General features: G+C 35.5%; 11 protein-coding genes. 4 read left to right on the top strand and 7 right to left on the bottom strand.

All coding sequences use genetic code 11. The annotated features are described in order from the left end of the window. Nucleotides 1–85: 85 nt before the first annotated feature. The 5 genes from GV828_RS07340 to metG all read right to left on the bottom strand — a co-directional run bounded on the left by GV828_RS07340 (nt 86) and on the right by metG (nt 6,560). Nucleotides 86–1,492 carry a hypothetical protein gene (locus GV828_RS07340; RefSeq protein ID WP_166536834.1) on the bottom strand — a complete coding sequence of 469 codons (1,407 nt, stop codon included), beginning with the start codon at nt 1,490–1,492 and terminating at the stop codon, nt 86–88. Between the two features lie 43 nt (nt 1,493–1,535). Continuing rightward, nucleotides 1,536–2,165 carry a chloramphenicol acetyltransferase gene (locus tag GV828_RS07335; protein WP_166536891.1) on the bottom strand — a complete coding sequence of 210 codons (630 nt, stop codon included), beginning with the start codon at nt 2,163–2,165 and terminating at the stop codon, nt 1,536–1,538. Between the two features lie 50 nt (nt 2,166–2,215). Beyond that, entirely contained in the window at nt 2,216–2,902 is a 687-nt protein-coding gene (locus tag GV828_RS07330) for an HAD family hydrolase (protein WP_166536833.1), read from the bottom strand. 77 nt (nt 2,903–2,979) lie between these two features. Beyond that, the gene (locus GV828_RS07325) at nt 2,980–4,425 is read right to left on the bottom strand and encodes a hypothetical protein (RefSeq protein ID WP_166536832.1); all 1,446 of its coding nucleotides are present in this window, start codon (nt 4,423–4,425) and stop codon (nt 2,980–2,982) included. Nucleotides 4,426–4,493: 68 nt separating this feature from the next. After that, nucleotides 4,494–6,560, bottom strand: a complete 2,067-nt coding sequence (metG, locus tag GV828_RS07320) for a methionine--tRNA ligase (RefSeq protein WP_166536831.1) — start codon at nt 6,558–6,560, stop codon at nt 4,494–4,496. A gap of 105 nt (nt 6,561–6,665) precedes the next feature. Here metG and GV828_RS07315 point away from each other — a divergent pair, with 105 nt between their 5' ends. The 4 genes from GV828_RS07315 to GV828_RS07300 all read left to right on the top strand — a co-directional run bounded on the left by GV828_RS07315 (nt 6,666) and on the right by GV828_RS07300 (nt 9,625). After that, complete coding sequence (locus GV828_RS07315; protein WP_166536830.1) at nt 6,666–7,295, top strand: hypothetical protein; 630 nt, start codon at nt 6,666–6,668, stop codon at nt 7,293–7,295. A gap of 206 nt (nt 7,296–7,501) precedes the next feature. Next, the gene (locus tag GV828_RS07310) at nt 7,502–8,491 is read left to right on the top strand and encodes a S66 peptidase family protein (RefSeq protein WP_235935427.1); all 990 of its coding nucleotides are present in this window, start codon (nt 7,502–7,504) and stop codon (nt 8,489–8,491) included. 50 nt (nt 8,492–8,541) lie between these two features. Beyond that, nucleotides 8,542–8,901, top strand: coding sequence for a YraN family protein (locus GV828_RS07305; protein ID WP_166536829.1), 360 nt, complete (start codon nt 8,542–8,544; stop codon nt 8,899–8,901). A 64-nt stretch (nt 8,902–8,965) separates the two neighbouring features. Beyond that, nucleotides 8,966–9,625 (top strand): aspartate kinase, encoded by a 660-nt coding sequence (locus tag GV828_RS07300; protein ID WP_166536828.1) that lies wholly within the window; start codon nt 8,966–8,968, stop codon nt 9,623–9,625. A 47-nt stretch (nt 9,626–9,672) separates the two neighbouring features. Here GV828_RS07300 and mfd read toward each other — a convergent pair whose 3' ends face one another. After that, on the bottom strand, nt 9,673–12,975 hold the full coding sequence (gene mfd / locus GV828_RS07295; RefSeq protein WP_394350650.1) for a transcription-repair coupling factor: 3,303 nt from the start codon (nt 12,973–12,975) through the stop codon (nt 9,673–9,675). A 63-nt stretch (nt 12,976–13,038) separates the two neighbouring features. Further along, on the bottom strand, nt 13,039–13,701 hold the full coding sequence (locus GV828_RS07290; RefSeq protein WP_166536826.1) for a hypothetical protein: 663 nt from the start codon (nt 13,699–13,701) through the stop codon (nt 13,039–13,041). Nucleotides 13,702–13,752: the final 51 nt, after the last annotated feature.

The following is a 13,752-nucleotide window of genomic DNA, read 5'->3' as shown; positions in this document are numbered from 1 at the left end:
AAATTATATCGCAAAGAAACAAATATTTATTGAAAAACAATAAAAAATAGTGATAAGTAGTATTTTTACTTCTCACTCAAAAAAATCACTCAATATAATCCTCAAATTTTCTCATCACTAATTGTTGCATTTTTACATCAAAATAAGTCATTACAAAATAATCTTTATACGGAATATAGGTATGAGCGTCAATCCTATTTTGTCCTAAAAATGCCGAATAATCATCAGAAGCCAAACGTTTTTGTTCTACTTTCAAATGGTTGAAATTGTCATCAAATAAAGTTTCAAAATAATTGGTTTGCAAATTAGTGGCGTATAAAAAATCGTCTGCATAAAAATCAGCACTTCCAGAAGCTACTCCAAGAATCCCGATGGTTATTCCGGCAAAAACACCTCCAGGAGAAGCAATATCTCTTGCGCCACCAATTGTTACTAACCGGTGATTGGGGGTTTGATAAACCGAAATTCCCACGTCACAAGATGATAAACGCCTCAAGAATTTTTTGGTTTTGGTAATGGAAACGGGACGTTTTTGTCCGGTTTGGCTAATCAAATCGGAATTTTTAAAAGAAATTTCTTGTGATTCTGTAGCTTCAAAATGATTGAGCTTCGTTCCTGAAGTAAAATCGTAAGCCTGAAATACTAGCTTTTTGCTGTTAGTCTTTACTTGATACAAAGTATTTTGATGCAAGAAGGAATTGGAAAGTGATGTTCTTTCGATAGAATCTTTGGCAAACGTTTTTTCAATAATACTATCATTTTCAAAATTTAATAAAAACACTTGCGTTTGCGAAGGTTGGTCAATTGTTAGCACCAGCTCATTTTTTTTATGGGTATAAATTTTTATGGGTGACAAAACCGCCAGCAAAGGTTGCTGCATTTTTGGCTCAACAATATCAAACGGGTAATCTTGAAAAAGCGTACTGAATTTTGTAATTTTCCCGAAAGGTGTGGCGGTTTGAAAGCCATCAAAATCAAAAAATTTTTCGGTTAATCCTCTTTCAGAAAAGATGTAAAACTTAAGTTTTTGCTGGTTTTTCGGATTAGAAACCAAATAAAAATTGTTTCCAAAATTGAATGAAGTCAGCAGCGTTTCATCCTTAAACTGTAACCGGGTTTCTACTTGTGCTGTTACCTTTTTTTCGAGGTTAAAGGTTTGTTGCAAAATTTTCATATAATCTTCAGATGCCCAATAAATGATGGGGTTATTGGCAAAATCAAATTGATTTCCTACTATGCGGATGTAACTTTTATCAGGTCTTGCAATGGTAGTTTTTTGTTTGAGAAAAATGGCAGAATTGTATTGGAAAACGAACAAACTGTCTTTGTCAGAAACGAAGTTAAAAATTTCTTTATCAGTATTTTGAGTGGTATAAATTTGATGATGAGAGGAGTTTTTTTGCAAATTTAAATTTTGGGAAACCAAAATAGTTTGCGAAAAAGTTGCCGCAGACACGATTGAGAAAAGATAAAGGAACAATTGTTTTTGCATGGGGATTTTTTTTTGCAAACCACATCAAAAACGATACCGTGATTTAGCGGTTTAATAATTCCTGAAATGTAGCGAAAAATTCGCCAACGTGAAAACCGTCCATCAAACCGTGGTGAACATGAACAGAAACTGGTATGGTGCGTTTCCCGTTTGTATGCATTTCCATTTTCCCAATTGAAATCTTGGGACAACTATCTGGAAATGAAAAATTTCTGGCGTGAGAAAGTGAGGTGAATTTAATCCAAGGAACTGCGGAAAAATGAATTAAATTGTCGAGCTCAAATGTGCGAGTCAATAATCCTGGTGTTTCTTGTACCCGGATTGTTTCTGCCTGAGTCGTTTTTACGAAAGTGGAAAAATCGGGGGAAAAAGGCATGAGCGAAAACCCGAAGGTATTGTCTTTTCGCATGACGGTTGTGGAGGCATCAATTTGGTCAAAAATAAAAATTTCGTTCCCGTGAATCCGATACTTAAAATTCTCGATTGCGTTAACGGCAGCAAGGGTTTTGTGAAGATAACTTATATAAAATGAGTGGTTGTTTTCCTTGGCTTTTTGGTAAGCAATCGTACAATCTACCTCGGCAATCATCCCAAAAAAAGGTTCGTCGAATTTGCTGAAAAATTCAAAATGTTCTTTTCGTGGCCAATTATTTAAGTCTAATTTTTTTTTCATCATTTTTAATCGTGGGTTGTGGATGCTACCGCAAATTCACGATTTTTTTTTTAAATTAAAAAAGGCAAAACATCCGTAATTTTTTCGAGCGCTTTGAATTTTTCATGTACTACTTCGTGATCAATTTTTTCATGAGCCCAAGTAGTATGAAACGGAATGTGAAATGCTTGAGAACCAATGTTTAAAACCGGTAAAACATCTGATTTTAGCGAATTTCCAATCATCAAAAATTCTTCTGGTTGAATCTCTAAACGTGCCAACAAGTCTTGATAATCCTTTTCTTTTTTGTCTGACATCACTTCGATATGATGAAAATAATGTCCTAAACCGGAGTTGTGCAATTTTCGTCTTTGGTCTAACAAATCGCCTTTGGTTGCCACAACCAGTTTATACTCTTGGTGTAAAGCATCTAAAGTTTGCTCTACGCCATCAAGCAACTCGATTGGTTTTTGAAGTAATTCTTTGCCGTATTCCAGTATTTTTTCCACCACTTTTACGCTAATGGTTTTGTTAGAAATATTCAAAGCCGCTTCTATCATTGACAAGATATAACCTTTGATTCCGTAACCATACAAAGGTAAATTATCAATTTCTACTTTAAAAAGTTCCTGCGAGATGCCTTGTTTGGAAAGATAATCATTCATCAAGCCACAGAATTTTTCTTCGGTTTCCTGAAAATAAGGCTCGTTTACGAATAAGGTATCGTCGGCATCGAAAGCGATTACTTTTATGTTCATTTTAATATTTTTTTGGCCACGAATTCTCAAATTCCATTTTCAAAATCTGAAAATCTGGGACTATTTTAGTTTTCTTTTTACTCTTCGAATTTATAAAAGGTATATTTCTCCGCTTTTTTATCTAAACCACCAAGGTAAAGCGATGTATTTAATTTAAAAATTGTCACGGCAGATAAATGCTGGTTTTCTTCAATAAAAGTTCGCACTTTATCAAAAGCCAATTTTGGTAATTCGCCTTTTATGTGATTAAAATTTTTGTCGAAAGCCGAATGAATGTACACCACTTTTTTATCAGAATAAGCCATTAAATTTTGGTAAGAATATCCTGAAGAAAGCGAAGTGGCGATGATGGCTCCCAAAGCACCACCCAAAACGCCACCCATAATTGCAGCACCAGAATCGGGTCTTGGAGCCGAAACGCCACCAATCACCAAACGGTATTTTTCATTGTCGTAAAACGCAGATAAGGAGGGGTTTAGGTTGTGAATTTTACGTACCAATTGTTCAGAAGTTTCTAAAACACGGGTACTTTTTGAGTTGGGTTGCTCTTGAATGATATCAGAATTTTTAAATTCAATCGGATGTCCAGCCCATTGCGTCAATGTTTTAATTTCTTTACCATCAAGTTCACTCACGCTAATTTTCATTAATCCAGAATTTACTTTAATCTGGATTAATTTATCGTTCACGAAAAAAGAATTGGATTCATAAGTTTCGCCTTGTGCACTTGGAAAAATTGGCTGATTGAAAGTTCTTTGCGTAACTGAAAAATCTGTAAGATCAAAAGACAAAGTTTGCGTGGCATGATGATTTTCGTCAAAAGTAAAAAAAAGTGAATTTGCCACTGGATAAACTTTCTTTTTATTGGTACTAAAGACTAACGAAGCAGGGATTTCCGGCAAGATCGGTTTAATTTCTGAATGGTATACGAACACGCTTTTTTCTTTGTACAAATCCCAAAAATTGACCAATTTGTTGGTGCGATCGCGCAACTGTAAATGTGAACAATCAACGGTTTTTTTCTCCACTTTTCCATTGGCAAAACGATAAAAGTTCAAGATGCTCGTTCCTTTGGAAGCGGTTACTTGATAATAAATGTTGTTGACCGTTATCGAGGTGATGCCTTGTTCTTTGTCTTTGTTAACGTCAATTTTTACAGCGTTTGTTTTTTTAGCGCCAAAATCAAAATTTTGACAAACCATTTCGTTTTTGTTGCTGCCTTCGCGGTAAATGGAAATCACATTTTGGTTTTGACTGTACCCTAAAATTTCTCCAACTTCTTTTTTGTCAAAACCCATGCTCAAGCTATCTTTTATTGCAAAATTTTGGTCAAAACGAATTCCCTTGATGATCTTTTTATCGAGAAAAAACAAAACCGTTTCTTGTGCTTCTTCGTTTACAATGGCAAAAACATCCTTGTTTTTATCAGTTTGAGGGTTGAATGTAGCAACGGCTTCTTGACCGAAAACTGTTGAGAAACAAACCAACGCAACTAATAGTAATAATAATTTTTGATAGTTCATTTTAGTATTTTTTTACCACGAATTCACAAATTCTATTTTCAAAAATCTGTAAAATCAATGGCGAATTTTTAATTTATCGTCTCCCCATTCCCCGCTTCAGCATCAGGATTCACAAAAACCAATTTCCCTTCGGCATTTGTAGTCATCAAAATCATTCCTTGACTTTCTACACCACGTAAAGCTCTTGGAGCCAAATTCACCAAAACCGTAACTTTTCTTCCCACAATTTCTTCTGGAGAAAAACTTTCGGCGATTCCAGAAACAATGGTCCTCACGTCAATTCCAGTATCTACTTTTAATACTAAAAGCTTATTTGCTTTTGGCATTTTTTCCGCTTCCAAGATCGTTCCAACACGCAAATCCATTTTAGCGAAATCTTCATATTGAATCAAATCTTTTTGTGGTTCTGCTTTTTTATTCTCGGCTTTGTTGGCGGTTTTTGTAGCTTCCAATTTGTCTATTTGTTTTTGAATTTCCTCGTCTTCAATTTTTGCGAATAGCAATTCTCCCGAAACTTCGGGACTGCCAATTTTATGTCCAGCTTTTGTCAAATTCCAATCTTCAAATTCCAAATTCCAATTATTGGGTTCGATGTTTAAAATTTTAGACAATTTTTTAGAAGTAAAGGGCAAAAATGGTTCTGCTAAAGTAGCCAAAGCTGATGCAATCTGCAAAGCAACAAACATCTGCGTTTTCACTCGTTCAGGATTGTCCTTAATCACTTTCCAAGGCTCTTCATCGGCCAAATACTTATTTCCTAAACGTGCTACATTCATCAGTTCGCCCAAGGCTTCTCTGAATCGGTAACGTTCCAAAGAACTTGCAATCACAGCTGGATACGCTTTTAATTCAGCCAAAGTCGCTTCATCCACTTCAGAAAATTCGTTTGGCTCAGGAACAATTCCGTCATAATATTTGTTCGTCAAAACCACCACTCGGTTGATGAAATTACCAAAAATAGCCACCAATTCATTGTTATTTCTCGCTTGGAAATCCTTCCAAGTAAAATCATTGTCCTTCGTTTCAGGAGCGTTTGAAGTTAACGCATAACGCAAAACATCTTGTTTTTCAGGAAAATCCTGCAAATATTCGTGCAACCAAACGGCCCAGTTTTTCGACGTCGAAAGTTTGTTTCCTTCCAAATTCAAGAACTCATTTGCAGGAACATTGTCGGGCAAAATATAACTTCCTTCGGCTTTCAACATCGCTGGGAAAATCACACAGTGAAACACAATATTGTCTTTCCCAATAAAGTGCACCAACTTCGTGTCCTGAGATTTCCAATACGGTTCCCAGTCTTTTCCTTCTCTCGAAGCCCATTCTTTTGTCGAAGAAATGTAGCCAATTGGTGCGTCAAACCACACGTACAATTTTTTTCCTTCGGCACCTTCCACCGGCACATCAATTCCCCAATCTAAATCTCTTGTCACGGCACGAGGCTCTAAACCACCGTCAATCCAAGATTTTACTTGTCCATAAACATTGGGTTTCCAGTCGTTTTTGTGTTCAACTAAAATCCATTTTTTTAAAAAATCTTCGTAACGATTTAAAGGCAAAAACCAGTGTTTTGTAGATTTTAATATTGGAGTTTCCCCCGTGATGGTTGATTTCGGGTTAATCAAATCTGTTGCATTCAACGTCGAACCGCATTTTTCACACTGATCGCCATAAGCATCTTCATTGCCACATTTTGGGCAAGTTCCTGTTACAAATCGGTCGGCCAAAAACTGATCGGCTTTTGCGTCATACAATTGTTCGGTTGTTTCTTCGATAAAATCGCCATTGTCATACAATTTTCTGAAAAACTCAGAAGCCGTATCGTGGTGGATTTTCGCCGAAGTACGCGAATAATTATCAAAAGAAATTCCGAAATCTTCAAACGATTTTCTAATGATTCCGTCATATTTATCAATCACTTCCTGAGGCGTGATGCCTTCTTTTTTGGCCTTCATCGAAATCGCCACGCCGTGTTCATCGCTTCCGCAAATAAACGCCACATCTTTTCCCTGCAACCTCAAATAGCGCGAATAAATATCTGCCGGAACATAAACTCCCGCCAAATGACCAATATGAATCGGACCGTTAGTGTAAGGCAAAGCTGCCGTAATTGTGTATCTTTTTGGATCTTGTATCATCTTTTTTTTCTGAAATTATGCCAGAATGCTTGCAAAAATAATTGAAAACGCACAATTTACCGAAGTTTTACAGCTATTTGTTTATATTTGAAAAAAACTTCCCCCATGAAAAAAAATTTTGCGTTGCTTTTGCTCACGTTTCCCATGTTTGCTCAAGTCAACACAGACACAATTCCCAAAACAAATCCCATTATTTTTACCGAAGGTTTTGCTGGATTTGCTGGAAGCGACAATGGAGGGATGTGGTTTTCCGGGGTCAATTTAAATTACCAATTCAACAAAACTGATTTGCTCACGGCAAAATATTCGTTTAACCAAGCGCTCCAAAGCCGTTACGTTTACCTTTCCCCTTTTGTGACTTTCCCGATATTAGAGGAACAAGAAATCCAAAACGAATGGGCTTTGCTATATGGAAAACGCTGGATTGATAAAGGATTTTCCTACGGTGTTAGTGCCGGAATTTCTTACGTTGATCGCCAATATTTGGATCAAAATAACGAAAATGTTTTCCGCTATTATAAAGAAAATTATTTTGGTGTAGCATACGAATTTAATATCAAATGGTTCAAAAAGGACAAAAAACGCTTCCGCGCTTTATATGGTATTATTCCCGTTACCAAACGCAAAGTCGCTTTCGGAAGAAGCGTTGGCTTTAAACTCGTGGGCAATTTTTCACGAAACAACTACATTGGTTTAGGCATGAGTTATGGATTTGGCTGGCACAAAAAATATTAGTTTTTCTTTTCGGAGCCTCCCGAAGCTTCGGGACATTTTCCCGCTTTCCGCTTTATCTCGTTTTTTTCCGAAATGTCGAGAAAACGAGGATACTACTTCAATCGGGGCTATTGAAAGGCATTCGGCTTCAAACCGGTCTTCAGAATTAGATTTTCGGAAAAAACTTCCGCTTTGAAACCTGCTTACAAATTCGTTTCTTTGTTAAAATGAAACCCGAAAAAATGTACAGGACTCCATTACAACAATTTATTTTAATTATAATTTTAAGTTTTACCACTTCATTTCACGCACAAACAACTGTAAAGATGCCCGAATATTTAAAAAAAGGAGACACTGTAGGAATTTTGGCAACAGCCCGAAAAATTGATTTGGCCACACTGCAACCTGCCATCAAATTATTAGAAGGTTGGGGACTGAAAGTCGTTATCGGAAAAACCATTGGCAAGGAACAAAATCAATTGGCCGGAGCCGATTGGCAACGAGCAACCGATTTCCAAGAAATGCTCGATAATCCAAATATTAAGGCGATTTGGGCTGCAAAAGGCGGTTATGGAACCGTGAGAATGGTGGATAGGGTTAATTTTGAAAATTTTAAAAAAAATCCAAAGTGGATTGTAGGATTTTCAGATGTAACGGTTTTGCATAGTCACATTAATAATTTCAATATTGGAACTTTGCACAGCATAATGGCGATTAGCGCTAAAAGTGCCACTCCCGAAGCAGTTGAAACTTTTCGGAAAGCGTTATTTGGTGAACAATTAGAATATAAGATTCCACATCATAATTTTAATAAAAATGGTATAGCAAAGGGTCAATTAGTGGGTGGTAATCTTTCAGTTTTGTATAGTATTCAAGGTTCGGATTCGGCGGTAGACATGAAAGGAAAAATTCTTTTTCTGGAAGATTTAGACGAATATTTGTATCATATTGACCGTATGATGATGAATTTAAAACGTAATGGTTCGCTGAAAGATTTAAAAGGAATTATCATTGGAGGCATGACTTCTATGAATGACAATGATATTCCGTGGGGTCATGATGCGCTCGAAATTATTCAGGATGTTGTGAAAGACTTAAAAATTCCGGTGGCGTACAATTTTCCTGCAGGACATATAAAGGACAATCGCGCTTTGATTTTGGGAAAATCAGTTATTTTAGAAGTAAATGACACAGAAACGCTTTTAAAATTTGAATAAGTTAATAAAATATTTTGTCAAAATTTTTTAACAAACTAATGATTTAAAATATGGCAGAACACAATGACTTAGGTAAATTAGGCGAAGACCTTGCAGTAGAATTTCTTCAGCAAAACGGTTTTGAAGTTTTGCATCGCAATTGGGTTTTTCAAAAAGCTGAGCTTGATATTGTGGCTGTAAAAAATAATATTTTAGCAATTGTGGAAGTTAAAACCCGCTCTTCAAATGACTTTGGTTTGCCACAAGATTTTGTAAAACCAGCAAAAATTAAACTCCTAGTAAAAGCGGTGGACGAATATGTAAATGTTTTTGATAGGCCAGAGAACATTCGGTTTGATATCATTGCCATTTCGAAATTAAACGAAAATTTCACAATTGAACATTTGGAAGATGCGTTTTTCTATTTTTAGTAAGAATATTTGTAGAAAACCAACAATTTTTTATATTTGCGGTACACCACCTAATAAAATAATTATGAAAACAATTTCCTCTGTTGTTGAACAATACATTAAAAGTAAACCATTTTTGCTAAGTGCATTGTCTCAAGGAATTATCAATCTCACCTCACTTTCCAGAAATATGCTCCCGGATCTTAAACAAGAATTAGGGAAAGAAGTGAAGCAAGGTGCCGTTGTGATGGCACTTAAACGTTTGTCTGAAGACTTAGATTTTAGATTGAACCATAAAATTGTAAAGGTTTTGAAAGGAATTGGCGAGATTACTGTTCGTTCTTCTTTATCGGATTATACTTTTTCTGTTTCCGATAAAATTCTTGACAAACAAGCGGCATTAATTTCGGAAATCAACCAACATTCAGATATTTTTTACACTTCCTCGAGAGGCGTTAGTGAAACAAATATTGTGTTGAGTGACAGTGTTGCTCATTTGGTTGACAAACATTTTACGGGAGAAAAATTGTTACACAAATACGAAAATTTGGCCTCAATTACTGTGAAATTACCAAAAGACAATGTGTCCACTCCTGGGGTGTATTACTTTATCTTCCAGCGTTTGGCTTGGGAAGGAATCATTGTAAACGAAGTGATTTCAACTTCATACGAATTTACGATTTTGGTAAGCGAAGATGAAGTAGATGTTGCTTTCAAGGTAATTAAAGACCTTAGAAATCTGTAATTATAATTACAAGAATAAGCCAAAAGCCCTGAGTTACAGGGCTTTTTTTATATCAATTCTAATAATTCCAAGGCTTTTTTAACTGATTTTACGTTTTCAAAAGTAAGTAACAATCTTAAGCCATTTTTGGTTTCTTTTTCTTTCATCTTGCATAGGTTTCCGTGAGTTTGCACAAATTGTAGAACCTTATGAAACTGGTTAGATGTGTAATAATCTGATTGTTGGTCAGATACGAAATAGGCTACCATTTTGCCTTGTTTTAAAATTAATTTTTCAATTCCAAGTTTGGTTGCAATCCATTTTATTCTGATACTATTGAGCAAAGCCTTGGCAGGTTTTGGCAATTGCCCGAAACGGTCTACTAGTTTCTGCTCATAATCGAGTAATTCTTTTTCTGTTCTTAAATTGCTTAATTCGTTATATAAATTTAATCTTTCAGAAATATTATTGATGTATTCATCCGGAAACAACAATTCAAAGTCCGAATCAATTTGAATTTCTTTTACGTATTCCTTTTCTTTGCCAGCATCTTCATTTTCGTATAGGTCTTTAAATTCGTTTTCTTTGAGTTCTTCAATGGCTTCGTTCATGATTTTTTGGTAAGTTTCGAAACCAATTTCATTGATGAAACCACTTTGTTCGCCACCCAATAAATCACCAGCGCCTCGAATTTCTAAATCTTTCATGGCAATGTTAAAACCGCTTCCCAATTCACTGAATTGTTCCAAAGCTTGAATTCTTTTTCTTGCATCATCTGTCATGGCAGAATACGGTGGTGCAATAAAATAACAAAATGCTTTTTTATTGCTTCGTCCCACACGACCACGCATTTGATGCAAATCTGAAAGCCCGAAATTATTGGCATTATTAATAAAAATAGTATTGGCATTAGGTACATCTAAACCACTTTCAATAATAGTTGTGGCTACCAAAACATCAAAATCACCGTTCATAAAAGCCAGCATCAATTCTTCTAACTTTTTGCCATCCATTTGTCCGTGTCCAACGCCAACTCTAGCTCCGGGAACCAACCGCTGAATCATACCAGCGATTTCCTTTATATTTTCAATCCTATTATTGATGAAAAAAACCTGTCCGTTTCGTTGAATTTCGTAAGAAATTGCGTCCCGAATGGTTTCTTCGTTAAAACCAACCACTTGGGTTTCAATTGGGTAACGGTTTGGTGGTGGCGTTGTGATGACACTTAAATCTCTTGCCGCCATCAACGAAAATTGTAAAGTTCTCGGAATTGGTGTTGCCGTTAAGGTTAATGTATCAATATTGGTAGCGATGGTTTTAAGTTTGTCTTTTACGTTAACACCAAATTTTTGTTCTTCATCAACTATCAAAAGTCCTAAATCTTTAAAAACCACATTTTTATTTACCAATTGATGCGTTCCGATAATGATGTCAAGTTTGCCTTCTGCTAATTGTTTTAGTGTTTCTGACTTTTGCTTTGCAGTGCGAAAACGATTCAAATATCCTACAGAAACTGGCATTTCTTTTAACCTTTCGGAAAAAGTTTTAAAATGCTGAAAAGCCAAAATAGTTGTGGGAACTAAAATTGCCACTTGTTTTCCGTTATCAACCGCTTTAAAAGCCGCTCTAATCGCTACTTCGGTTTTACCAAAGCCAACATCACCACAAACCAATCGATCCATCGGACGCTCGTTTTCCATATCGGCTTTCACGTCTTGAGTGGCTTTTAATTGGTCTGGCGTATCTTCGTAGATAAAAGAAGATTCTAATTCGGCTTGCAAATAACTGTCTGGCGCAAATTGAAATCCTTTCTCCAAACGGCGTTTTGCATACAATTGAATCAAATTAAAGGCAATGTGTTTTACCCGCGCTTTGGTTTTTTGCTTCAATGCTTTCCAGGCGTTTGAACCTAATTTATAAATTTTTGGCGGAGCACCATCTTTACCATTAAATTTTGAAATTTTATGTAGGGAATGAATGCTTACATACACAATATCATTATCTGCATAAACTAATTTGATGGCTTCTTGGGTTTTTCCTTCCACCTGAATTTTTTGTAAACCTCCAAATTTCCCAATTCCGTGATCAATATGCGTGACATAATCACCCACTGAAAGCGTGTTTAATTCTTTGAGCGTGATGGTTTGTTTCTTGGAATAACCATTTTTAATGTTGAATTTATGATAACGCTCAAAAATTTGATGATCTGTATAAGCTAAAATTTTATTTTCTTCGTCAATAAATCCTTGAAAAAGCGGGAAAACGATGGTATGATATTGTTTCCGGATATTTTCGCTGTTTTCTTCATCGATTGATTCAAAAATATCGTGAAAGCGTTTAGCTTGCTGGTCATTTGAACAGAAAATGTAATTTCGGTAACCGTTAAAATGATTCTCGTTGAGGTTGTTTAGCAGCAAATCAAATTGTTTGTTGAACGAAGGTTGTGGCTGAACGTGGTAGTCGAAAATTTTTTCAATTTTAAAAGTTGATTTCGATCCAATTTCTGCAATAGTGAAATTTACTGCTTTCTTGATAAATTCCTCTTGGTTAAGAAATAATTCTTCAGGTTGTACATGCTGAATTGTGGTATCCATCGAAGCAAAAATTTCTTTGGCACGACTGAAAAGATGGTCTAATTTTGAAAAAAGATAATCCGAATTTTGGATAAACAAAACTGTTTTTTCATTGATATAATTCAGGAAACTTTCTCTATTTTCTTTAAAAAATTTATTTTCAACGTTGGGAATTATCGTAATTTTCTTTTGTTTTTCAACCGAAAGTTGGGTTTCTACATCAAAAGTTCTGATACTATCGACTTCGTTCCCAAAAAATTCAATTCGGAAAGGATTTTCATTAGAAAAAGAAAACACATCTAAAATCCCACCACGAACCGAAAATTCTCCTGGTTCCGTGATAAAATCAACCCTTTTAAATTCGTATTCAAATAAAACTTCGTTGATAAAATCAATGGAAACCTGATCGCCAACGGCAACTTTTAGCGTGTTTTTGTCAAGCTCCTTACGGGTTACTACTTTTTCAAAAAGTGCATCCGGATAAGTAACAATTACAGCAGGTTTTTTTCGGGAATTGATGCGGTTTAAAACTTCCGCACGAAGCAAAACGCTGGCGTTGTCAGTATCTTCAATTTGGTACGGACGACGATAAGAACCCGGATAAAAAAGCACATCTTCCTCACCAATTAATTGTTCTAAATCGTTAAGGTAATATGCCGCTTCTTCCTTGTCTTGAAAAATGAGCAAGTAAGGCAAGTCCGTTTTTTCGAACAAAGCCGAAATTACGAAAGAAATCGATGAGCCAATTAATCCTTTTAAGTGAATTTTTGCTTCCCGGTTTTTTAAAATTTCGACAATTTGCTGCGTTTTTGCAGCACCTGAATAAGTATTTAAAATGAGTGGTTTCAAATAAAAAATAAATTACTGTTTGGTGGCTTTAGGGTTTAATGTGGGAATAAAACCTTGTTCTTTTCTTTTTATATTATTTTGATTAGAAACTGAAGGCTTTAATTGTGGTTTTGCCAAGGAATCTCTTTTTCTAGCCAAACTCTGTATCATCTCTGCTTCACCTTCTTCCAATTTTATTTGGCTTTTGGTAATTATTTCCTCCATTTGTAAAGATAAAGAATTCATTTCCTGATTGATTTCCGGAATTAATTTCAGCACTTTATCTTCTGGAATTTGATGTAAATTGATGTACAAATCTAAACTTTTCACCTTCGTTCCTAAAGTCATGATTCGGGAATTGATTGAAGGCGTGTTGAACATTGCCGGAATGTTGTTGGTCAAATTATTGACGCGCGTTGTCATGGTTCTTGCTTTTTGTTGAAATGCTCCAATTGAGCTCTTGGGTTTTTGCTGGATTTCGGTTACAAAAAGACGCCATTCGCTCCAGTTTCTAATTATATTTTCTACCGTGGGTGAATGTTGTGGAGGTGTCAGATTCCAGTGTTTCTCTAAGTTAGCAAAAATTAATTCGTTTTTTTGAGCTTCTTTAGCGGTATCAATTTTTTGTGTTTCATTGTCTTTGCAACTTATCAACATTATTGCCGAGAAAAAAAGTAATATTAATTTGATTTTCATAGTTTTTTTCTAAAGTGGCAAATTTACGAATGTTGCTACAATTTTTAATAA

The organism is Flavobacterium ichthyis, assembly GCF_009915155.1.
Lineage (GTDB): Bacteria > Bacteroidota > Bacteroidia > Flavobacteriales > Flavobacteriaceae > Flavobacterium > Flavobacterium ichthyis.
Note: the sequence above shows the minus strand (reverse complement) of the source record. Positions and strands in the feature narration are given on the sequence as shown.

What these genes read in the sequence shown, in the direction of transcription:
- GV828_RS07340 (WP_166536834.1), bottom strand. Translation starts at nt 1,492, where the DNA reads ATGCAAAAACAATTGTTCCTTTATCTTTTCTCAATCGTGTCTGCGGCA.
- GV828_RS07335 (WP_166536891.1), bottom strand. Translation starts at nt 2,165, where the DNA reads ATGAAAAAAAAATTAGACTTAAATAATTGGCCACGAAAAGAACATTTT.
- GV828_RS07330 (WP_166536833.1), bottom strand. Translation starts at nt 2,902, where the DNA reads ATGAACATAAAAGTAATCGCTTTCGATGCCGACGATACCTTATTCGTA.
- GV828_RS07325 (WP_166536832.1), bottom strand. Translation starts at nt 4,425, where the DNA reads ATGAACTATCAAAAATTATTATTACTATTAGTTGCGTTGGTTTGTTTC.
- metG (WP_166536831.1), bottom strand. Translation starts at nt 6,560, where the DNA reads ATGATACAAGATCCAAAAAGATACACAATTACGGCAGCTTTGCCTTAC.
- GV828_RS07315 (WP_166536830.1), top strand. Translation starts at nt 6,666, where the DNA reads ATGAAAAAAAATTTTGCGTTGCTTTTGCTCACGTTTCCCATGTTTGCT.
- GV828_RS07310 (WP_235935427.1), top strand. Translation starts at nt 7,502, where the DNA reads ATGAAACCCGAAAAAATGTACAGGACTCCATTACAACAATTTATTTTA.
- GV828_RS07305 (WP_166536829.1), top strand. Translation starts at nt 8,542, where the DNA reads ATGGCAGAACACAATGACTTAGGTAAATTAGGCGAAGACCTTGCAGTA.
- GV828_RS07300 (WP_166536828.1), top strand. Translation starts at nt 8,966, where the DNA reads ATGAAAACAATTTCCTCTGTTGTTGAACAATACATTAAAAGTAAACCA.
- GV828_RS07290 (WP_166536826.1), bottom strand. Translation starts at nt 13,701, where the DNA reads ATGAAAATCAAATTAATATTACTTTTTTTCTCGGCAATAATGTTGATA.